The sequence below is a fragment of the Nakamurella sp. PAMC28650 genome, assembly GCF_014303395.1.
In the GTDB taxonomy this organism is placed as follows: Bacteria; Actinomycetota; Actinomycetes; order Mycobacteriales; family Nakamurellaceae; genus Nakamurella.
This window is the reverse complement of the sequence record NZ_CP060298.1, coordinates 41,037-61,362: the sequence shown is the minus strand read 5'-3', so window position 1 is coordinate 61,362 and position 20,326 is coordinate 41,037. Positions and strand designations below refer to the sequence as shown.

Sequence of the window (20,326 nt, the reverse complement as noted above, 5' to 3'; positions counted from 1 at the left end):
AACAACACGGAGCGCAACAGGTCGTTGCTCCCGGTATCAATTGGCAGGGGATTGGAGCCAATCCGTTGCGCCTCGTGCAACCAGTTGCGCAATCGAAACATAGCCGGCATTCCCACAACGGAATCCCCTTGCTACGTTCTGGATCAGTTCACCGGCCGGATGCTCCATCGACGCCATCTCGTCATGTCCGGGAGTGACGCTCCGCAAGTAAACGATGTCCTGAGGAGGATGAAGTGCGAGTAGTCACCACCCGCAGTACTTTGAGCCGATCCGGCGTGATCGCCGGACTCGCGGTGATCGCCCTGGCGGCCACTGCCTGTGGCTCCAGCAGCTCCACGGCTGCCTCGGGCAGCACGTCCGGCTCGACCAGCAGCGCCGCTTCGGCAGCCGCTCCCTCGTCTGCCGCCATGGCGCCGTCTTCGGCGATGGCGTCGGGATCCTCGGTGGCGGCGATGACGGGCACGGCAGCGACCGCGACGTCCGCAGCGGCCATGGGCGGCATGGACGCGCTGGTGGCGGCGGCCAACAAGGAAGGCGCGCTGAACGTCATCGCCCTGCCGCCGGACTGGTCGGACTACAAAGAGGTCATTGCCGGCTTCAAGGCGAAGTACCCGCAGATCAAATTGACCTCCCAGCAGCCGGACATCAGCTCCGCCCAGGAGATCCAGGCGGCCGTGACCACCAAGGGCACCGACCAGGCCCCGGACGTCTTCGACATCGGCGCAGCCGTCACCCTGGCGAGCCTGGATCACCTTGCCCCGTACAAGGTTGCGGCCTGGGCTGACATCCCCGCGGCCAACAAGGACGCGAACGGCCTCTGGTACAACGACTACACCGGCGTCATGACGGTCGGCTACAACCACGATGTGCTCGGCAAGGACATGACCTCGCTGGAGGACCTCAAGAACCCGGCGCTCAAGGGCGCCGTCGCGCTCGACGGAGATCCGACACAGGCGAACGAGGGCCTGCTGGCCGTCGTCTTCGCGTCGGTCGCCAACGGTGGTTCGCTGGACGACATCAGCAAGGGCGTCGACTACTTCAAGTCGCTCAAGGCCGCCGGCACGCTGTCCACGGCCAAGGCCAGCCTGCAGCTGGTCTCTGCCGGCAAGGTCAACGCCATCGTCGGCTGGTCGTTCAACCAGCTTCCGATCACCGCGGCCGGCAGCGCCAACGGCTTCACCTGGAAGACGTTCACCCCGAAGGGCGTGAACATCGGTTCGTTCTACAACCAGGCGATCAACAAGGACGCTCCGCATCCGGCGGCCGCCCGCCTGTGGGAGGAATACCTCTACACCGCCCAGGCGCAGAACTTCTGGATCAAGGGTGGCGCGCTGCCGGTCCTCTACAGCGCGATGCAGAAGGCCGGCACGATCGATGCGACCTCGGCCAAGAGCCTCCCGGTCATCGAGGGTGCCATCGCACAGATGACGAAGGACCAGACCACCAAGGCCAACGCCTACATCAAGGCCAACTGGGCCAAGGCGATCAGCTGATCCGGGTAGCCGACAACCCTTCGACGAGCGGATCGCCTTGAGCGCAACCGTGCTGGCCGCGCCGGCCGTCGCCCCCCACGCGGGGGGCGGCGGCCGGCTACGGCGGATGAAGCCCATGCTCGGAGTGGCGCCGTTCCTGCTCTACACGGCGCTCTTCCTGCTGGTCCCGACGGTGATCGTCATCATCGGGGCATTCCAGGGTGACGGTGGTTCCCTCACCCTCGCCAACTTCCGGGAGCTGTTCAGCCAGTCCGTCATCCTGCAGGCCTTGGTGCGTTCGATCGTCCTGTCGGTGGTGTCGGCCCTGATCGGCGCGGTGGTGGGCGCGGTGGTGGCCTACTTCCTCTCGACCGCAGCGCCCGGTGGCCTGTTGCGCAAGTTGATCACCTCGGCATCGTCGGTGCTCGCCCAGTTCTCCGGCGTGATGCTGGCCTTCGCCTTCCTGTTCTCGTTCACCGGACGGACCGGCCTCGTGAGCAGGACGTTGAACAGCTGGTTCGGTATCCCCGAGCCCGATGTCAACTATTTCGCCAGCCTGGCCGGCCTGATCATCGTCTACGCCTATTTCCAGATTCCGCTGATGGTCATCATCTTCCTTCCGGCGGTGGACGGAATTCGTCCGCAGTGGCGGGAGGCGGCGGAATCGCTCGGCGGCTCGACCTGGGTCTTCTGGCGCAGGGTGGCCGGACCGTTGCTGACCCCGTCCTTCCTGGGTGCCCTGCTGCTGCTCTTCGCGAACGCCTTCTCCGCCTTCGCGACCGCGGCTGCGCTCGTCGGGCTCGGATCCCCGCTGATCACATTGCAGATCAGCAACGCGCTCACGTCCGAGACCGGTAACGGGGCACCGAATCTCGCGAAGGCCGAGGCGTTGATCATGGTGCTCATCGTGGCCATCGTGATGGCCGGCTACTACTGGATCCAGAAGCGGTCCTCCCGGTGGCTCGGATGAGCACCCTGGATGCCGCCCTCGCACCGGCCGTCAGCGAACCCGCTGCCGCCCCGGTGAACACTGCCGCGAACCGGCAGCCGCGAAAGCTCCGCGCCGCAGCACGACGGAAGCAGACCGCGATCCGATGGATCGTCCTGGCGCTGGTGGCGATCTTCATGATCCTTCCGCTCGCCGGGCTGATCGACTTCTCCACCCGACTGCTCAATGGCAAACGCGTCTTCAGCTCGTGGGCGACGGTCTTCGATCTGACCAAGCTCGAGGCCGCAGCACCGGACCTCGTGGCCGGCTTCAAGGTCACCATCGCGCTCTGCCTGGTGACGGCGGTACTCACGGTGGCGCTGCTGGTTCCGACGATGACCTGGATCCGGCTACGCGTGCCGGAAGTCTCCAAACTCGTGGAATTCCTCTGTCTGCTGCCGCTGACCATCCCGGCGATCGTGCTGGTGGTCGGCCTCGGGCCGATCTATCGCGGCATCGCCCACATCCTGAGCAGCGGGAACATCTGGCTGACGTTCGTCTACGTCGTCCTTGCGTTCCCGTACGCCTACCGCAGCATCGATGCCGGTCTGCGGGCCATCGACGTGAAGACCCTGTCCGAGGCCGCCCGTAGCCTGGGCTGCTCGTGGGCGATGGTGATGTGGCGAATCGTGATGCCCAACATCCGCAGTGCGGTGCTGGGTGCCATGTTCCTGACGATCGCCCTGTGCCTGGGCGAGTACACCGTCGCCTCGCTCCTGAGCAAGAGCAATCTCTCGGTCGCTCTGTTCAACCTGGGTCTGTCCGCCAGCGGCGATCCGCGGCTCACCGCAGCGGTCTCCCTGGTCCTGCTGGTGTTCGGCTTCCTCGTGATGTTCGGATTCAGCTTCCTCGGGAACACCCGACGTACGAAGAAGGGCAAGTGATGCAACCGATCTCGTCCGCGGTCCAGGAAGTTGCGCTGTCGAAGGCAGCACCGGCGTCGACCTCGGCGGTGGCAGCACCCGCCGTCGCGGTGCGGTCCCCGGGCGTGGGCGTCGAACTCCGCGGTCTGCGTCGTTCCTACGGAGACGTCCACGCACTGGAGGGGATGAGCCTGAACATGGACCCCGGCGAGATGGTCGTCCTGCTCGGTCCTTCCGGATGCGGCAAGACCACCGCGCTCCGCGTGCTCGCCGGTCTGGAGGACGCCGATGCCGGACAGGTGATCGTGGACGGCAAGGACATCTCGTCGGTTCCCACCTCGAAGCGGGACATGGGCATGGTGTTCCAGGCCTACTCCCTGTTTCCGCACATGACGGCGCGGGACAACGTCTCGTTCGGGCTGCGTCTGCGCGGCAAGGGTGCCGGCGAGCGCAAGAAGATCGCCGAGCACTACCTGGAGCTCGTCGGTCTGGACAACCACGCCGACCGGTACGCCCACCAGATGTCCGGCGGCCAGCAGCAGCGCGTCGCGCTGGCCAGGGCCCTGGCCATCCAGCCGAAGGTGCTGCTGCTCGACGAGCCGCTGTCCGCGCTGGACGCCAAGGTCAGGGTCCAGTTGCGCGACGAGATCCGTCGCATCCAGCTCGAGGTCGGCACCACCACTCTGTTCGTCACCCACGACCAGGAGGAGGCCCTCGCGGTCGCCGACCGGGTCGGGGTGATGCGGGCCGGCCGGATCGAGCAGATCGACAAGCCCGACGTCATCTACTCGGCACCGACCACGGCATTCGTGGCCGGCTTCATCGGGTTGACGAACAAGATGGTGGGCAACGCATCCGGGGGCGCCGTCTCGGTGCTCGGCAGCACCGTTCCGCTGTTGCCGGGATCCCCGACCTCCGGTGAGGTCACAGCGTTGGTGCGTCCGGAGGCCATCCGCTTCACCCCGAGTGTGACCGGCAACGGGCTGGGGACCGCCACCGTGGTGGCGACCAGTTTCCTGGGTGCGCACGGCCGCGTCCAGGCGCGCGTCGCGGACGGCACCATCCTGCTGGCCCAGATGTCGGTCGGCGAGACGGTGGCGCTCCAGCCCGGCCAGGTGGTGGACGTGGCCATCGCGCCGAGTCCGGTGCTGGCGACGGCCTGATCTACCGACCGATTCGGTCCCTTCGAGGTGGTTCTACCCCTTCGAAGGGACCGAACCAGCAGGCGCGTCAGGCAGGATGACGGCCATGACTTCCGTGAACAGCGTTGATACCGCAGCCCTGCTCGATCTCGCCGTCCGGGTGGCACGTGCGGCCGGCGCCGAACTGCTCTCCCGCTACGGCCGGATCGAGGGCCTGGACACCAAATCATCGGCCACCGACCCTGTTTCCGATGCCGATCGTGCGTCCGAGGCGCTCATCGTGAAGATGTTGCTGACCGAGCGGCCGGACGACGGACTGATCGGCGAGGAGGGCGCCTCTCGGCGGTCGACGTCCGGGATCACCTGGGTCATCGACCCGCTCGACGGCACCGTCAACTACCTCTACGAACTGGACAACTTCTCGGTCAGCATCGCGGCCGAGGACGCCGACGGCGGGTTGGTCGGAGCGGTCTACGACCCGGTGGTGAACCGGATGTACACCGCCGTGCGCGGCGGCGGAGCGTTCCTGGACGGCCGAGCGCTCCGGGTGAGGGAACCGGTTGCCCTCGACCGTGCCCTGCTGGCAACGGGTTTCGGCTACAGCGCGGAACGTCGTGCCGCCCAGGGCACGATCATCGCCCGTCTTCTGCCGCACATCCGCGACATCCGCCGGATGGGTTCCGCCGCGCTGAATCTGTGCGAGGTGGCCGCCGGTCATCTCGATGCCTTCTGGGAAGAGGGCGTCCAGCACTGGGATGTCGCGGCCGGCGGACTGATCGCGGTCGAGGCCGGCGCCGTCATGACGACCACTTCGCTGACCGGCGCGCCGACCGGCTGGCTCGTCGCGGGACCCGCTCTGCACACCGCTCTGGTCCGATCGCTGGGAGCCTGACCGGCGTCGCCCGGGCCCGGCCCTGGTCAGGAGAACGTGCTGAGCTTGCAGCCCTGTGGTGTGCCGGTGCTCAGGCCCTGCGCGATGGCGGCGGCCCGCTGATCCGGGGTCCCGTGGGTGGCGATCTCCGGATTGCTGCTGACGTCGGTGATCAGTTGCCTGGCCACCGTCTGGAAGACCCGGGTGTCGAGGCGGCCGATCTGGGAGTGTGCCCAGACCCCCGACAGGCAGTCGGCCTGCTGCTCGATCTGCTGGGAAATGGCATTGGAGGTGCCGGTCCGGTCGTACCCGGGCTGCTTCACCGCTGCCTGCACCACGTGGCCGATTTCGTGCGAGACGACAGAGGCCAGTGCGTAGGGGATTTCGCTGGTCCCGAAATCGTGGATCACCTGGTCGAGAAAACTCTGGTTGATGTAGACCGTGTCGTTGATCCGGCAGGTGAAGGCCGGCGCGGCGGTCAGCCCGCCGCGACAGTCCACGGGCACCTGGGACGCAGTCGGGTCGACGACGACGTCCTGATCGACGACCTGGTTCAGGCGGCCCGACCAGAAGGTCGACACCGACGTCTTCAAACAGGCCACGACAGCAGGGATGTCGGTGACGCGGACGGACGGACAGACCGGAAAGCCGGCTGCGGTCGGCGGTCCCGGGGAGGTGGCGGGGGTCGGTGGGGCCGTCGAAGGTGGAACCGTCTGCGGCGGGGTGGTACCGGGGGTGGTACCGGGCGAGGTGGTCGCGCCGGTGGTCGGACGCGTGGTCGGGGGCAGGGTGGTCCGGGGCAGGGTGGTCCTCGTCGTGGTCGGGGCGGTGCTGGTCGGAACCGGAACGGGAACCTCGGAGTTGCTGGAGGGGACCGCAGATTCCGACGACGGGGTGCCCACGCCGCCCGTCGGGGCATCCTGGCTGGTGGCCGGGTTGCCGGAATCGGGTAGCGGTCGAACGCCGGAGGTCACGACCGCAGAGCCGGCCGCACCGGCACCGGTGACCGCGGTCCCGCCCTCGGATCTGCTGCAGCCGGTGAGCACCAGGGCGCCCACCGCCAGCAGGACCATCACGGGCGTGCGCGGTATCCGGACCATGGACGTAACCTACGTCCGAATCATCGGCGCGCAGAATGTCTGCTGATCACCTTCCGGAAGAACTCGTAGGACGCACGCGGTATTCGCTCGAGACCGACAGGATCGACGGCGACCAGACCGAACTGCCGGGTGAAGCCCTCCGTGCCCTCCCAGGCATCGGTGAGCCCGCGATGAAAATAGCCCCGAACGTCGACCCCGGCCGCCACGGCGTCGTCGACGGCGGCGAGATGGCCGCTCAGGTAGGCGATCCGCTCGTCGTCGGACCCGCCGTCGGGCCGGTCGGCGTAGGCGGCACCGTTCTCGGTGACGAACAGCGGCGGCAGCCGGGGGTAGCGCCGGCTCAGCTGCCGGAGAAGAACGGTCAGCGACGCGGGGTGGACCGGCCAGTCGAATTCGGTGACCGGCACCTCGGGCATGACGGTCAACGCAAAGGGAATGGTGTTGTTCTCCGGAGCCGCGGCGACCGTCGTCGGGTGGAAGTAGTCGACGCCGTAGAAGTCCAACGGAGCGGCGATCGCGGCCAGGTCGCCGGCGTGGATCAACTCCCGATGCTGATCCACCAGGGGCTGCAACAATCGGGGATAGCGACCCATCAGGATGGGATCGGCGAATTGCCGATTGTGATAGCTCTCGTACAGCGCGGCCGCGGCGCGGTCGGCGGCCGAGTCGCTCGCCGGGCGGACGACGGTGTGGTGATTGGCGATACCGATGAAGGCGGAAGGGTTGGCCGACAGTACGTCCCGCACCCGGGCATGGGCCAGCAGAAGATGGTGGGTGACCGGGAAGGCGCCGTCCAACAGGGTCAGACCCGGTGCGTCCACGCCGAGTGCGTGCCCGTAGGCCATGTGGATCAGAGGGTCGGCCATCGTGGTCCAGCGGTGGACCCGATCGCCGACGCGACCCGCCACCAGCGCGGCGAGATCACCGAGTTCGTCGGCGGTGTCGCGCTCGAGCCAGCCGCCGCGCATCATCGTCGCCAAGGGCAGGTCCCAGTGGTAGATCGTCACCCACGGGTCGATCCCGCCGGCCAGCAGGGCGTCGACCAATCGATCGTAGAAATCCAGGCCGGCCGCATTGCCCGGACCTCGGCCATCCGGTTGGACCCGTGGCCACGAGATCGAGAAGCGGTAGGCATCGACCCCCAGCGCCGTCAGCAGCTGGACATCGCCGGCGTACCGGTGGTAGTGATCGACTGCCACCGCACCGGTGGTGCGGTCAGCGGTCCGGCCGGGCACGGCGGCGATCGCGTCCCAGATGGATTCCTCCCGCCCGTCGACGAGGGCGGCACCCTCGATCCCGAGCGCCGACGAGGAGATGCCGAACTCGAAATCTGGCGGTAGGTGCGGGAACTCGTCGGCGACGGGCATTCCGGAAGCAGGCGACCCGGTCAACTGCGTGCAACGTGGAAGTCCACCAACCTGGCGTCCCCGTACGCCAGATCGGGCCACTCGCTCTCGGTCTCCAACACGGCAACGGCGGCGGTCGGGAATCGGGTGCGCAGGTGCCCGAGCGGCTCGTCCAGGCTGCCGTCGCCGGCGAGTTCCGTTGCCAGTCCTGGCATTCCGGGGGAGTGCCCGACCACCAGGAGGGTCACCACGGCGCTCCCGGTCTCCCTGATCTGTCCGAGGATCTCGTCCGGTGTGGCGTCGTAGATCTCGGAAGCCGTCCGCAGGGGCGCCGTCACGCCGGTGACCATGACGGTGCCGCAGGCCCGGGCGGCGGTGGAGGACAGCACGGCGTCGACCGGCGGAACGTGCCTGCGCAGCCAGTCGCCGGCCAGTGTCCCCTCACGCTCGCCGCGTTCGGCCAGCGGGCGATCGTGATCGCGCACGCCGGACGGATAGCCGGATTTGGCGTGACGCATCAGGATCAGGGTGCGGGTGGTGCTCATGATCGTGCTCCTTCTCTCCGGCGCCCACATCATCTCATCGTCACCGTCCCAGGATCGAGAGCGTTCGCCGACGGTGGCGCGTGGTGGCGCGGCTGTGTGGTGCGGCCGACCATTTCACCGGTATGCGATTTTCCGCATCTGCGTGATGGCGGGGCGGGAGCCTCCGAGGAACCCAATTTCGATCACCTTGCCATCGCATTACCCGGACCCCATCGCCCGGACCCCATGGTCCGAACCCCATTGCCCAGCACGACCGTGGTGGTCGCGCCGACGTCGCCATCCTTGGAAGCCTCCCCGGGGCACTGCCAGGGCGCAACGCACGAAACAGACAAAGCCTCTCATTTCGGGTGCAACCCGCTTGCTGGCGGTTCTGGGAAGTTTCCGGTCCGAGATCGGGAGAAGCGAAGGCGACGAGAATGTGGCGTAAGTCACTACTGTCGGCGCGCTACGGGGAGCTGCGACGGAGGGCGGCATCAGCGTCGTCGTCGTCACAAGGTCCACTTCGCCTGCGTGGCCGAGAGTTTCGGTGTGCAGGTGAACCGGGGGGCACCGGCGCCGGACACGTCCGTCCGGCGCAGGCGCGGGCGACCAGGAGCGGGTCGGGCGGCACGTCGCTGGCGAGTGCGGACACGGACGCCATCCACGGGTTCGGCGGCCGGGGAGGCTGAACGGGCGGACAAGGCGTACGCTGACCGGAGTACGCAGGCCGTGGGCAGCAGCAGTGCATCCAGCACCGGGTCCATCACCCACTGGCCGTAGAGACAAAATCTGGTCCAACAGAGGCGCCAGAAGTTCCTGATACTGAGGAGACTTCTGTGTCTGCTTCCATCGACTACCACTCCCTTGCCTTCGAGCAACTCTCGCACGACCGCCGTGAGGGCGCCGCGGCGGAATCCGCCGTCTCCGTCATCACCCGCCCGGTGAGCCGCATCCATCCGGACGCGGTACGCGAGGGCGGCCTCACCGTCGACATCATCCCCGCGCCCGTCGAGGCCCCTGCACCAGAGGATCGTCGCTCCGAAAGTCGGGAGCCTGATCGGTCGGCTCGCGTCGCGGCCCTGCTGGCCGAGATGATCGACTGCCAGGATCCGGTCAGACGCAGCAGGCTGCAATCGGCCGTCGTGGTCGAGCACATGGGGGTGGCCAGGTCGATCGCCTCCCGCTACCGGGGCCGCGGGGTGGAGCGTGGCGATCTGGAACAGCTGGCGTGCCTGGGTCTGGTCAAGGCCGTGTCCCGGTGGCTTCCCGGCCTGAGCGACGACTTCCTGCAGTTCGCCGTCCCCACGATCTCCGGCGAGATCAAGCGCTACTTCCGGGATCATTCCTGGCTGGTGCGCCCGCCGCGACGAATCCAGGAGTTGAGGGCAGCGATCAACGTCGCCGAGCGCGATTTCCAGGATTCCGGCGAACTCCGGCCGACCGACGGGTTGGTGGGACAACGACTCGGCGTCCGCGAGGAGGACATCCGGGAGGCCAGGGCCGCGGCCGGCTTGTGCAGGCCCCCGTCGCTGGACTCCGATTCGGGTGCCGGTCTGTTCATCGCCCAGCAGTGGAGTGGCGAGGACTCCACGACCGCGGTCGACGATCGGATGTCGCTGGACGTCGTGCTCAGCAAATTGACGGAGCGCGAGCGCAGGGTGGTCGGCATGCGCTTCAGCGAGGGCCTGTCCCAGGCCCGGATCGGCGAGGTGATCGGCGTCAGCCAGATGCAGGTCTCCCGGATCCTGCGCGACGTGCTCAACAAGCTCCGTGACGGCTGGGAGCAGTAACCTCCCCCGGATGCGTGAACGACGAGGCGGCCCCTTCCAGGGGCCGCCTCGTTCGCGTTCGAGGCCCGGTGGGCGGGGGGGCCGTGGCCCGGGGTCGGCCCGGTCAACCGGGATGGACCATGTCAACCGGGGTCGGCCATGTCAACAAGGGTCGGCCCGGTGATCCCGGAGTCTGGCGGCGGCGAACGCCTCAGGCCGGATTCGCAGCGTCCGTGACGAATGTGGACGGGGTGGACTGGCCCGGCAGGTCACCGGTGCGCAACAGGATGACGGCGACCTCGTGGAGCTTGACGTTGCTCTGCTGCGAGTAGCGCTTGAGCACCGAGAAGGCCTGTTCCGCGGTCAACGAATGCCGCTCCATCAGCACGCCCTGGGCCTGCCCGATCACGTGCCGTGAGTCGACCGCCCGCCAGAGGTTCTGCTCGCTCCGTGATCGTGCCAGGCTGACCGAGGCGTGCGCTGCCACCACCTGGGCTGCTTCGATGTCGTCCTCGGTGTACTGATAGGCAGGCCGCGCGTACAGATTGAGTGCTCCGAGCACCTGCCGGTCGGTGAACAGATGGATGCTGAGGATGCTGTGCAGACCCAGGGCGGCGGCCCGAGGGCCCCAGTTCGGCCAGCGCGGTTCGGTGGCGGTCTCGGGGACGACGTAGAGGCCGTTCGTCTCGGCCGCCGTCAGGCACGGACCTTCGTTGAGCTCGTACTGGAGGGCGTCCGCCTGATCAACGACCGGATGTGAGCTCGCGACCGTCTCGAAGGTGCCGTCGGCGTGCACCAGGGTCACGCTCGCGTACTCGCAGTCGACGCTGTCGAGCGCCAGTTGCACGATCTGCGCGATCGAGTCCTCGGCCGATCGGTTCGAAGCGATCTTGCGGGCTCGTTCGGCGAAGACGAGGGCGCTCAGTCTTGGTCTGCTCTCGGTGCTCATGGCGGGAAGTCTCCTGTGGTGAGGTGATCGCCCCTCATGATGCCTGAGATCGCGCCCTGGTGAAAGAACGACGTCCGGCCAGACCGGACGGCATGGCTTTCCGCCGCATCCGGGTGGTCGGCGACCTGAACGACTGAACCATTCCCGGGACCACGGCGCCCCATCTCACCGTCAGTCAGAATGGCGTATCGAACCCCCTTGATCACGCCCCTTCCGGGTGAGACCCGATTTCGGCGAATTCGATCGAATGTGATCCCGCCGGGTTCAATTCGGCGTGCGCGCATTAGGCTTGGCCCGGAAATCGGGTACGCAGATCCACAGGGTGCAAATGTCGAAGGGCGCGAAGGATGACGTGGTCGGTTCTGACCGGCCGGCAATGGCCGGCCGCCGGCCCTGTACGACGACCGGGCCGACTCCTGCTCGTATCCGCCGGATTGACGGCCGTGCTGATGCTGGTGAGTGGCTGCGGATGGGTCTCGAGCATTTTCGGCAGCAAGCAGACGGAAGCGTCGACCTCCGTGTCGGTGTTCAAGGTGGCGGTGGGTCAATGCTTCAATCCGCCGACAGGCGCACCGAAGGCGGAGCTCTCGGACCTGTCGGCCGTCGCCTGCACGGCGGTACACACCCAGGAGGCGTATGCGGCGCCGGGTTACAAGGCGCCCGCCGGTGGTGACAACTCGGTCTATCCGGGAGATGCTGCGCTCGCCTCGTTCGCGAACGGCTCGTGCGCGCAGGCGTTCACCGGGTACGTCGGGGTGTCCTACCTGGATTCGTCCCTGTTCTTCACCTATCTGCTGCCCTCGGCACGCAGTTGGGAACAGGGCAGCGACCGGACGGTGCTGTGTTTTGCGACCACGACAGGGAAACCGCTGACGAAAACCGTGAAGGGGTCAAGGCTATGAGCCAGCCGCAGGCCGTGCACCACGGCGTCGATCGTCACGGCGCGGAGGCCGGCCGTGGGTAAGCCGGTGGTCGTAGCGGGCGCAATGACCAGCTGCACCTTCGGTATGGCGCCCTCGACGTTGATGGTGGTGGCCCCCAGAGCTCTGGTCGAAGGTCGTCCGGTCGCCACCATCATGGATATCGCGCCGATGGTCAACATCGTGCCCTTCGCCATGTGCATGTCGCTGTCCAATCCCACGGTGGCCGCCGCCACCGCTGCCGCCCTGGGGGTGCTGACCCCGATGCCGTGCGTGCCCGTGATTCCCGCACCCTGGACCCCGATGGCACCGCAGACCCTCTGGGCCAAGCAGCCGGCCCTCGTGGCCGGATCGACCTGCAGTTGCGCCTACGGGGGACTGATCAACATCGGCTTTCCCGGGACCACCAGGACGATGGCGGGATGAGGGGTCCGGTGGCCTCGAGATCGAGCATCGTTGGCAATGGGAGAATCGTTGCTCTGAGTGATCACGAAAAGGGTGAGCCGGCCACCTTCAGGGGCCCGTTCACACAAAAGCGGTGGCGATCAGGTGGTGTGCATCCTCGGTGGGAGATCGAATTGGCATTGGGGGGACAACTGTTCTGAATTGACGCCGGTAATGTCATAGTTTGTACCGAACGCGATCACCCACCAGCGATACGGGACTGGCCGGGGCGAGCTCAGACTTCATCCACCCCAACCGGTGTGCGGATCTTCTTCGGAGTCCGTGGTCGTCCCGCAGGCTGGTACCCCTTGGCGTGTTCCGATCATCCACCCGGCCCGGCAGACTCCCTGCCCGGATCGCAAAACCTTGACAGGAGTGGGAATGCCCACGTATGCCGCACCAGGTGTCTACGTCGAAGAGGTCGTCTCGTCGCAAAAGGTTCTCTCGGCCGCCCCCACGGCGATCGCGGCATTCGTCGGGTTCACCGAGAAGGCTCCGACGGACGACCCGGCGGACCCGGAAGGTCTCGCTCCGCGCCTGGTGACCAGTTGGACCCAGTTCGAGTCGCTGTTCGGCAGCTTCACCGCCGGTGCGGTGCTGCCGCTGTCGGTCTACGGGTACTTCGCCAACGGCGGTGCGCTGGCCTACATCGTGCGGGTACCCAACACGGCGCCGTCGGGGCAGCCCTCGCGCCGCGAGTTGCCGGCTGCCGACCGCGCTCTGGGTCTGCCGCTTGCTTTCGAAAGCCTCGAGCCGGACGCCGATCTCACCATCGCAGTCTCGTCGGCGGACTCCGATGCCGAAGGCCCGAGCCCGTTCAACATCGATCTCCTCTCCGGTGGCGTGGTGGTCGAGTCCTACGAGAACCTTGGCCTCGGCAAGGGAGACCGCAACGTCGCCACCGTCATCAACGCCACGTCGACCAAGGTCAAGGTCGAGGTGCTGCTGGACGCCAAGACGGATCTGTCGAGCCAGATCGAGATTCTGCGACCCGGCAACTACGCACTGGAGAAGGCGGCGTCGACACCGGTCGCCGTCACCGGCCGCAAATTCGCCGGATCCGAATCAGCACGATCGGGGATCAACGGGCTGGCCGTCGCCGAGGACGTCACCATCGTGGTCGTCCCCGATCTGGTCACGGCCGCCACGAAGGCCGACGGGTCCTTGGATCTCGGCCTGTGGAAGGCCGTGCAGACCTCCCTCATCACGCACTGCGAACTCAACGGCAACCGCATGGCGATCCTGGATGCGCCTCCCGGGATGAGCCCGCAGCAGATCAAGGAATGGCGCAGTGGGGTGGCCATGTACGACTCGGCCTACGCCGCGCTGTACTACCCGTGGATCAAGGTCGAGAACCCCATCGGCACCAATGGCGACGCCGAGCTGATGATTCCGCCGAGCGGCCACATCGCCGGTGTCTGGGCCCGTACCGACGAGACGCGCGGCGTCTGGAAGGCGCCGGCCAACGACACCATCAGGGGCTGCCTGGATGTCGAGTACGGGGTCACCCAGAACGAGCAGGCCGTGTTGAACCCGATCGGTATCAACTGCATCCGCCCGTTCGGCACCAGGGGCATCCGGATCTGGGGCGCACGCACGCTGGCCAGTGACACGGACTGGCGCTACATCAACGTTCGTCGGCTGTTCAACATGGTGGAGGCGACGATCGCCGAGGGGACCCAGTGGGCGGTCTTCGAGCCGAACGACGTTGCTCTGTGGGAAGGCATCAAGCGGACGCTCAACGGGTTCCTGCGCGGGCTCTGGAGTGCGGGAGCGCTTTTCGGGCAGTCCGCCGACCAGGCCTTCTACGTCAAATGCGATTCCGAGACGAACCCGCCGGAGTCGATCGACCAGGGCCTGTTGATCGTCGAGGTCGGCATCGCACCCGTCAAGCCGGCTGAATTCGTCGTCTTCCGCATCGCACAGCACAAGCAGTCCGCCAACTGATCCGTAGATCTCTGCTTCGCCCCGAGTACCGCGTTCACCACCAGCCAAGGAGCACACGCCCATGCCCAATGCATTGATCAGCACCGATCCGCTCATCGCGCAGAACTTCTTCCTGGAGATCGACGGCTCCGTCGTGACGATCCTGGCCTCGGTCTCCGGGCTGGACATCGAGATGGAGGTCGCCTCCACCCAGCAGGTCGGCAAGGACGGGAAGAGCCAGACCATCAAGACATTGGCCGGACGGAACAAGGCCCCGGATCTCAGCCTCGTCCGGATGGCGCCGGCCGATTCCACCTCGGACAAGTTGTGGGGCTGGTTCAACGACATCATGAGCAAGGGCATCAAACTGGGTGACCGCACGAATCAGCGCAAGAACGGCTCGGTGGTGCTCTACGACTCGACCCACACCGAGGTCGCACGGTTCAACTTCACCAACGGCTGGCCCAGCAAGATCTCCACCGATCAGCTGTCGGTGGATTCCAACGACCCGGTGAAGGAAACCATCACCCTGACGATCGAGCGGCTCGAGCGGGTCAAGTGAGTCTGAAGACCGAGTACGAATTCACCCTGCCGCGGGGATATGTCGATTCACGTGGCGGGCTGCACCGCACCGGGGTGATGCGGTTGGCGACGGCGAGGGACGAACTCGAACCCCTGCGCGACCCGACCGTCATCGGTCCGGACGATCCGCGTCTGACCGTGCTGATCCTGGCGCGCGTCGTCCGGACCCTCGGGGATCTGGAGATGGTCACCCCACATGAGATCGAGGGTCTGTTCGCGGCCGATCTCGCCTTCCTGCAGGACTTCTACGGCGTCATCAATTTCGGTGACCAGGAGGAGTACGAGGCGCTGCTGGCCGCCCAGGCGACGTCGCGGCCGCTGACGGGTTCGCCGTCCGCTGCGCCGGCAGCACCGTCGGTGGAGGCCCCGGCGACCAATGGTCATGCGGTGCAACCTGATTCGTTCATCCCCCAGCGGCCGCGAGCGCGGGTCGAGGAAATTCCACGTAGTCAGGTCTGATGCTCCGGTGTTGAGGTACCCCGTCGATGCGCTGTGGCAGGAGATCGCCTACCTGGCGTATCACCTGCATTGGCCGTTGGACGATCTGCTGGATCTGGAGCACATGGATCGTGTGCGGATGGTTCGTTCGGTCGCCGGGTTGAACGAGCGTGCCTGGGAGGCTGTCCGTGAGTTCGCCTGATTCCGCCCGCCTGCTCGGTACCGAACCGCCGCTGGCGTCACGGTTCCTGTTCGAGGTCGACGGGATCGAGATCGGTCTGTTCGCCTCTGTTCGCGGTCTTGCTGTTTCCTCGCAGACCGAGGACGTCCGGGAAGGTGGGCAGAACGGGTTCGTCCACCACCTGCCCGGCCGACTGGAATGGCCGAACATCGTCTTCACCCGCGGTGTGACCCAATCCGACGCGTTGTTCGACTGGATGAACAAGACTGCGGGCGAGGGATTTGCGGCCAACCAGAACAAGATCGCCAGGTCGACCGGGGCCATCACCGCGATGTCGTCCGAGGGTGCACGGCTTCGCAGCTGGTCGTTGGACAGCGTGTTCGCCGTGCGGTGGAAGGGACCCGATTTCGACAGCTCGACCGACACCCTGCTGAGCGAGGAACTCGAAGTGGCGCACCACGGTTTCCGGGCCGCGAACGTGGCGACGTGACCCGGACATGACGGTGCATGATCGGCAGGATCCTGACGCGCAGGATCCGGACACGCAGGACCCGGCCCGCAACGACGGGTCCTGGTCCATCGATGCTGCTCCACCGGAGCCTCCGCGGATCGGTCTCGGGCGCCTGGCCGCTCGACGCTGGGCCCGTCCTTCTGCGCCCGGACGGGCGCGTCCGGCGCCGCTGGGAAGCATTGCGGCTGCTGCGGTTCGCTTCTCCGCCGGTCTCGCGCAGGCACCCCACATCCGTCGGCAGCTGTCCGGACCGGGACGGATCCAGCCGTCCAGGGTGCCGGAGGCGACGCGGCCGCCGCGCTGGTGGTCGCCCGGACAGGCGGTCGAGACCGAGGTGTCCGCGGGCCCGGTCGGGATGCCGGCGGCCGCGCGGAGGGGAACGGCGGTACCCGCTGCCACCGTCGGCTGGAGTGGTGCAAGCCGGGCCGTCCCGGTGTTGCCCCCGCGCGGTCTGCGTCGGGCCGCCGGACCGGCGCCGAATGAGAGTACCCACGTACCAGGCGGTATGGCCGCCGGCATGACCGGAAGTGCGGTGCAGGTCCGCAGGTTGCCCGATGTGAGGGCAGCCGGACCGATGACGGGCGCCTCGACCAAATTGGTCGTGCCGAGAGCGCCGACACCGGTGGGGCATGCGTCGGATTCCCGGTCGGCCGCCGCATCGGATTCGCCCGGTGGAGGAGTTGCTGGTCCCCCGGGGGCAGGTGTGGGGGGCGGTGATATCCGGCGGACCGCCGCCGCCCCCCGGACGAAGGCGGCGAAGCCTGGTACGGGCCCGGCGACCAACGCGGCGGCCGGTCGCTCCGCAACAGGTCGGTCCGGGTTCGGCGGCCGGGCGTCCGGCCCTTGGAACGGGTCGTCCGACCTCGGGACGGGGTCCTCGGGCCGCTGGAACGGACCGTCCGGCGGAGCGTCCGGCCCTCGCGGCGCTACCGTCCGGCGTGGCGCCGCTGCACCGGGTCAGGACGCGCTGCTGGGCTGGGCCGCAAGACGTTCGGCGGCCTCCACAGCCGCCGCGCGGCTGGCCGCGTCGGCGACCCGTCGGGGCGAGGGTGCACGCGCGGCCGCCCGTCCGGCCCGCCTACCTCCCGCTGGCCAACCGGTTCCGTACGTGGCGCAATCGGTCTCACCGCCCGCGCAGCCGTATGACGGGGTGTCGCAACCGGTCCGCCCGGTGGCGCAGCCGGTTTCCGATGTGGCGCAGCCGGTCAGCCCGCTGTCGCAGCCGTTGATCGATGTGGTGCAGCCGGTTTCTGCGCCGCGCCGGCCGAACCCGCCCGGGGCGTCCGAGCTGCGTAGAAGTTGGTCCTCCCCGTCCCGGTCGGCGGCGGATGTCCAGGGTCCCGCAGCATTTGCCGCCGTCCGGACGGTCGCAGCGTCCCCCTCCGCCACGCAGGGAGAGTCGGCGCCGGTCCGGTTCCCCGCGGACGGCGAGAGCGCCGGTACGCCTGACGGCGGGGTGCCGCTGATGCGTTCGATCCGGCGGTCGGCGTTGCCGCATCTGCCGCGCGCCCTCGACGTACTGCCCGGCCCCGAGACCACTCCGGATCTGCGTCGTGCGGCCGGTCGACCGATCGAGATCCGGCCTGCGGGTGTCGCCGTCCGTCCTCCTCGACCACCCGCCCTGCCCGCACCCGTCTCGACATCGGTGACGTCCACCGCAGCGGTTGGCTCGGACGGCCCGGTGGTGGTCTCGCAGCCCGTCGCGCTGCCGCCGACTCCGGTCACTGCGTCACCGGCACACCTTTCGCCCGCACCCGGTGCTCTGCCCGGTGGTTGGACGGTGCCTGCTGGGCCGAAGTCCCTGTGGGTGCCTCCGTCGCTGGTCACGTCTTCCACTTCACCGATCGATTCCGGTGGGGATGAGCCCGCGATGGGCCACTCCGTTCCGGTGTCATCGGCATCGTCGTCCGCGGTGCCGTCGTCGCCGCCCCAGCTGCTGCGCCGTTTCGCCCGTGGGCCGGTGGTACTCCGGTCGATGGCCGGGCCGCGGGGTGCAGTCCCGACCCCTGGTTCACCGGGTTCGTCGACAGCTGCGCGCAGGACATCTCTCGGGCCGCTGTGGGCCCCGTCCGGGACGACGGACATCAGGAATCGGCCGAGCGGCGCCGTTCTTCCCGGGGTCGGCGGGATGCTCGGCGGACCCCTGGGAGGCCTGGTCCGCCGGACGGTCGGCCAGGCGATCCCGGTCGCTGCGACACCACGCACCAGTGGCCCCGCGGTCTCCGGGTTCCCCGTGCGTCGTCGGGCCGGAGATCCGGAGCCTCCGGCATCGCGGTGGATCTCCGCGCCAGCTGCGTCCGTTGGAACAGCAGCGTCCGTTGGAACAGCAGCGTCCGCTGGAAACGCAGCGTCCGCTGGATCAGGTGGCGCCGGCGTCGGCTCCGGTTCTCTTCCATCGGGCGGGGCATCGGGTGGAGCCGGTCCGGAGCAGTCCGCGACGGTCGGAGCAGTTGTCCCTCGGGGCATCTCCACGCCTCGCCACGACCGGCCGATTCGCCGTTTCGCCACCGCGGGACCGCTTGCCCGTGCGGGCGACCGGGACCGATCCACGGCTGGCACGGCGCGACGGCTGAACGGCGCAACCCCACCATCCGCAGGGACGAGCACCGCGGGCGGCGCGGAGGCGTTCGCGGCGAGAGAGCTTCTCCGGCCGGGTCGGCTCGGCGTCCTGGTGGGTGCCGGTGCCGGTTCCCGTGCCCGTCCCGGAGCCGGAATCTCGGCGGGCGCCCAGCCCGGAACCGGGGCGTCATCGGTATCGGCCCCGTCTCTCGGAACGGTAGGTTTTCACCTCGGTCATGGCGGTGCATGGGGATCCACGTTGCAGCGCAGCATCTCCCAGTCGATGGAAGCCGGTGTGCAGCGCCACGGTGCAGTTCTTCCGGTGCGTGGTGGGGTGGGCGTGACGGGTATGCCGCGTAGTGGAGCCGGTCGTTCCGCGACGTCCGGACCGTCGTCGCGGGGCCGGCTGTCGGCCGGGATCACGGCCGGTGGCAGCAGCCCGGGGACCGTCGGTCCGCAGGCACCCGTTACGACCGGCCTGATCCGTGCGGCTGGACCGCTGGAATCCCTGCGCCGATCCGCCCTGGACATGGGGGTCGCTGCCGGCGGGGTGATGAGCGCGGATCGACGGGGTCGCCCCTCGACGTCGGTCGCCGGCTCGGGGGCGAACACGAGAGGTTCTGTTCGCGAAGGCTCCAGTGCCCCGATGTCCAGCAGTGCGGCGGTGTCCAGCAGTACGGCGGTGTCCAGCAGGGCCCCGGTGTCCAGCAGGGCCCCGGTGTCCAGCAGTGCGGCGGTGTCCAGCAGGGCCCCGGTGTCCAGCAGTGCGGCGGTGTCCAGCAGTGCGGCGGTGTCCAGCAGTGCGGCGGTGTCCAGCAGAGCCCCGAGCTGGTTCGCCGGCGGTGTCCGCAGTCCGATCCAGGTGGCGCGCGTGTCGCCGGTCCCGGCGCCGGCCGGCTTCGTCGTCCGCCGCACCGCGGACGCCTCCCCTCCGGTGTCCGGTAGCTCGCCGCTGCCCGGTGCTGCTTCGTCGTCCGGTGGTGCTGCGGTACCGGGGACGACCAGGGCGCGGGCGACGACACCTGCAGGGCCCCAAAGGATGGGGGAGGATGCGGTCGGATCGCCCGGGAGCCCCGGGTCGCCGATCCGACGCTCGCCGTCCGGGTCGAGCCCCGACCCGGGACTGCTGGCTTCAGCGGTCCTCAAGCGATTCCCGGCCCATCCGGAGCGGGTGATCGAGCCGTCCACCCGTGCCCTGCTCTCGGCGCCGAGCGTCGCGCCTCCGCGGGGCGCCCCGCGGAGTCCGTCGGGAGCGGTGCCTCCGGCGCCGGTGTCGGCCGGGTCTGCCATACCGGTAGCGGCCGGATCCGCGACGTCGGCGCCACCATTCGCGCTGGGAGCATCGGCGGGCGGCCCCCCGGTTCCCGGGGTGGCCACTGCCGCAGGCGGTCGGAACAGCCAGCACGCCGATGTGACGATCCGACGCTCGAGTCTGGTGGATCAGGTTCCCGCAACGCTGTTCGACCGGGCCAGGACGCAACTCGCCGGTTCCCCGCCCGGCACCCGGCAGGCCCCGACGGTGAGGAGGACCCGAGAGATGTTTTCACCGCACACCTTCGGTGGAGAGCCGCAGAACGACGAGCACAGACCGGGGTCGATCGCCACGTCGCTGACACCGCGGGAATGGGACCAGCTCGTGGACATCATCGTCGAGCGTCTGGAGGACCGCGTCTCGGACGAACTGTCCCGACGTGGGCGTCGATTCCACCCGGGAGTGATGTGACCGTGGCCCCGTCCGCAC

General features: G+C 68.2%; 20 protein-coding genes. 15 read left to right on the top strand and 5 right to left on the bottom strand.

The window, feature by feature from the left end; translation table 11 throughout:
• The first annotated feature begins 233 nt into the window (after positions 1-233).
• The 5 genes from H7F38_RS00235 (at position 234) to H7F38_RS00215 (ending at position 5,357) form a co-directional block, all read left to right on the top strand.
• A complete protein-coding gene (locus H7F38_RS00235; RefSeq protein WP_222618338.1) occupies positions 234-1,493 on the top strand; it encodes an ABC transporter substrate-binding protein in 1,260 nt (419 codons plus the stop codon).
• A gap of 37 nt (positions 1,494-1,530) precedes the next feature.
• Positions 1,531-2,442, top strand: a complete 912-nt coding sequence (locus H7F38_RS00230) for an ABC transporter permease subunit (protein ID WP_222618337.1) — start codon at positions 1,531-1,533, stop codon at positions 2,440-2,442.
• Positions 2,439-3,344 (top strand): ABC transporter permease, encoded by a 906-nt coding sequence (locus tag H7F38_RS00225; RefSeq protein ID WP_187092349.1) that lies wholly within the window; start codon positions 2,439-2,441, stop codon positions 3,342-3,344. Before H7F38_RS00230 ends, H7F38_RS00225 begins: the two co-directional genes overlap by 4 nt.
• Positions 3,344-4,486 (top strand): ABC transporter ATP-binding protein, encoded by a 1,143-nt coding sequence (locus H7F38_RS00220; RefSeq protein ID WP_187094375.1) that lies wholly within the window; start codon positions 3,344-3,346, stop codon positions 4,484-4,486. Before H7F38_RS00225 ends, H7F38_RS00220 begins: the two co-directional genes overlap by 1 nt.
• Before the next feature lie 85 nt (positions 4,487-4,571).
• On the top strand, positions 4,572-5,357 hold the full coding sequence (locus H7F38_RS00215) for an inositol monophosphatase family protein (RefSeq protein ID WP_187092348.1): 786 nt from the start codon (positions 4,572-4,574) through the stop codon (positions 5,355-5,357).
• Positions 5,358-5,383: 26 nt separating this feature from the next.
• Here the strand turns inward: H7F38_RS00215 and H7F38_RS00210 are convergent, their stop codons facing one another.
• The gene (locus H7F38_RS00210) at positions 5,384-5,938 is read right to left on the bottom strand and encodes a neutral zinc metallopeptidase (RefSeq protein WP_187092347.1); all 555 of its coding nucleotides are present in this window, start codon (positions 5,936-5,938) and stop codon (positions 5,384-5,386) included.
• Positions 5,939-5,954: 16 nt separating this feature from the next.
• On the opposite strand from H7F38_RS00210, the gene H7F38_RS00205 reads away from it, so the two are divergent.
• The gene (locus tag H7F38_RS00205; RefSeq protein ID WP_187092346.1) at positions 5,955-6,482 is read left to right on the top strand and encodes a hypothetical protein; all 528 of its coding nucleotides are present in this window, start codon (positions 5,955-5,957) and stop codon (positions 6,480-6,482) included.
• Here the strand turns inward: H7F38_RS00205 and H7F38_RS00200 are convergent.
• Together H7F38_RS00200 and H7F38_RS00195 are read right to left on the bottom strand one after the other, a co-directional pair.
• The gene (locus H7F38_RS00200; protein WP_187092345.1) at positions 6,457-7,803 is read right to left on the bottom strand and encodes a family 1 glycosylhydrolase; all 1,347 of its coding nucleotides are present in this window, start codon (positions 7,801-7,803) and stop codon (positions 6,457-6,459) included. The genes H7F38_RS00205 and H7F38_RS00200 overlap by 26 nt on opposite strands.
• Positions 7,804-7,823: 20 nt before the next feature.
• Positions 7,824-8,327: a histidine phosphatase family protein gene (locus tag H7F38_RS00195; RefSeq protein ID WP_187092344.1), complete on the bottom strand. Its 504-nt coding sequence runs from the start codon at positions 8,325-8,327 to the stop codon at positions 7,824-7,826.
• Between the two features lie 815 nt (positions 8,328-9,142).
• Here H7F38_RS00195 and H7F38_RS00190 point away from each other — a divergent pair.
• Complete coding sequence (locus H7F38_RS00190; RefSeq protein WP_187092343.1) at positions 9,143-10,096, top strand: sigma-70 family RNA polymerase sigma factor; 954 nt, start codon at positions 9,143-9,145, stop codon at positions 10,094-10,096.
• A 190-nt stretch (positions 10,097-10,286) separates the two neighbouring features.
• Here H7F38_RS00190 and H7F38_RS00185 read toward each other — a convergent pair whose 3' ends face one another.
• Positions 10,287-11,024: a GAF and ANTAR domain-containing protein gene (locus H7F38_RS00185; protein WP_187092342.1), complete on the bottom strand. Its 738-nt coding sequence runs from the start codon at positions 11,022-11,024 to the stop codon at positions 10,287-10,289.
• A 347-nt stretch (positions 11,025-11,371) separates the two neighbouring features.
• Between H7F38_RS00185 and H7F38_RS00180 the strand changes: the two genes are divergently transcribed.
• The 7 genes from H7F38_RS00180 (at position 11,372) to H7F38_RS00150 (ending at position 16,005) form a co-directional block, all read left to right on the top strand.
• Entirely contained in the window at positions 11,372-11,926 is a 555-nt protein-coding gene (locus H7F38_RS00180; RefSeq protein WP_222618335.1) for a septum formation family protein, read from the top strand.
• Between the two features lie 54 nt (positions 11,927-11,980).
• The gene (locus H7F38_RS00175) at positions 11,981-12,370 is read left to right on the top strand and encodes a DUF4280 domain-containing protein (protein ID WP_222618334.1); all 390 of its coding nucleotides are present in this window, start codon (positions 11,981-11,983) and stop codon (positions 12,368-12,370) included.
• Between the two features lie 399 nt (positions 12,371-12,769).
• Positions 12,770-14,335, top strand: a complete 1,566-nt coding sequence (locus tag H7F38_RS00170; RefSeq protein ID WP_187092341.1) for a phage tail sheath subtilisin-like domain-containing protein — start codon at positions 12,770-12,772, stop codon at positions 14,333-14,335.
• 61 nt (positions 14,336-14,396) lie between these two features.
• Positions 14,397-14,876 (top strand): phage tail protein, encoded by a 480-nt coding sequence (locus tag H7F38_RS00165; RefSeq protein WP_187092340.1) that lies wholly within the window; start codon positions 14,397-14,399, stop codon positions 14,874-14,876.
• Positions 14,873-15,355 (top strand): hypothetical protein, encoded by a 483-nt coding sequence (locus H7F38_RS00160; protein ID WP_222618333.1) that lies wholly within the window; start codon positions 14,873-14,875, stop codon positions 15,353-15,355. The genes H7F38_RS00165 and H7F38_RS00160 overlap by 4 nt, the downstream gene beginning before the upstream one ends.
• Positions 15,356-15,362: 7 nt before the next feature.
• On the top strand, positions 15,363-15,536 hold the full coding sequence (locus H7F38_RS00155; protein WP_187092339.1) for a DUF6760 family protein: 174 nt from the start codon (positions 15,363-15,365) through the stop codon (positions 15,534-15,536).
• Complete coding sequence (locus H7F38_RS00150) at positions 15,523-16,005, top strand: phage tail protein (protein ID WP_187092338.1); 483 nt, start codon at positions 15,523-15,525, stop codon at positions 16,003-16,005. Before H7F38_RS00155 ends, H7F38_RS00150 begins: the two co-directional genes overlap by 14 nt.
• A gap of 2,814 nt (positions 16,006-18,819) precedes the next feature.
• On the opposite strand, the gene H7F38_RS00145 is transcribed toward H7F38_RS00150, so the two are convergent.
• Positions 18,820-19,875 (bottom strand): hypothetical protein, encoded by a 1,056-nt coding sequence (locus tag H7F38_RS00145; RefSeq protein WP_187092337.1) that lies wholly within the window; start codon positions 19,873-19,875, stop codon positions 18,820-18,822.
• Between the two features lie 145 nt (positions 19,876-20,020).
• Here H7F38_RS00145 and H7F38_RS00140 point away from each other — a divergent pair, with 145 nt between their 5' ends.
• Entirely contained in the window at positions 20,021-20,308 is a 288-nt protein-coding gene (locus H7F38_RS00140) for a hypothetical protein (RefSeq protein WP_187092336.1), read from the top strand.
• Positions 20,309-20,326 lie beyond the last annotated feature (18 nt).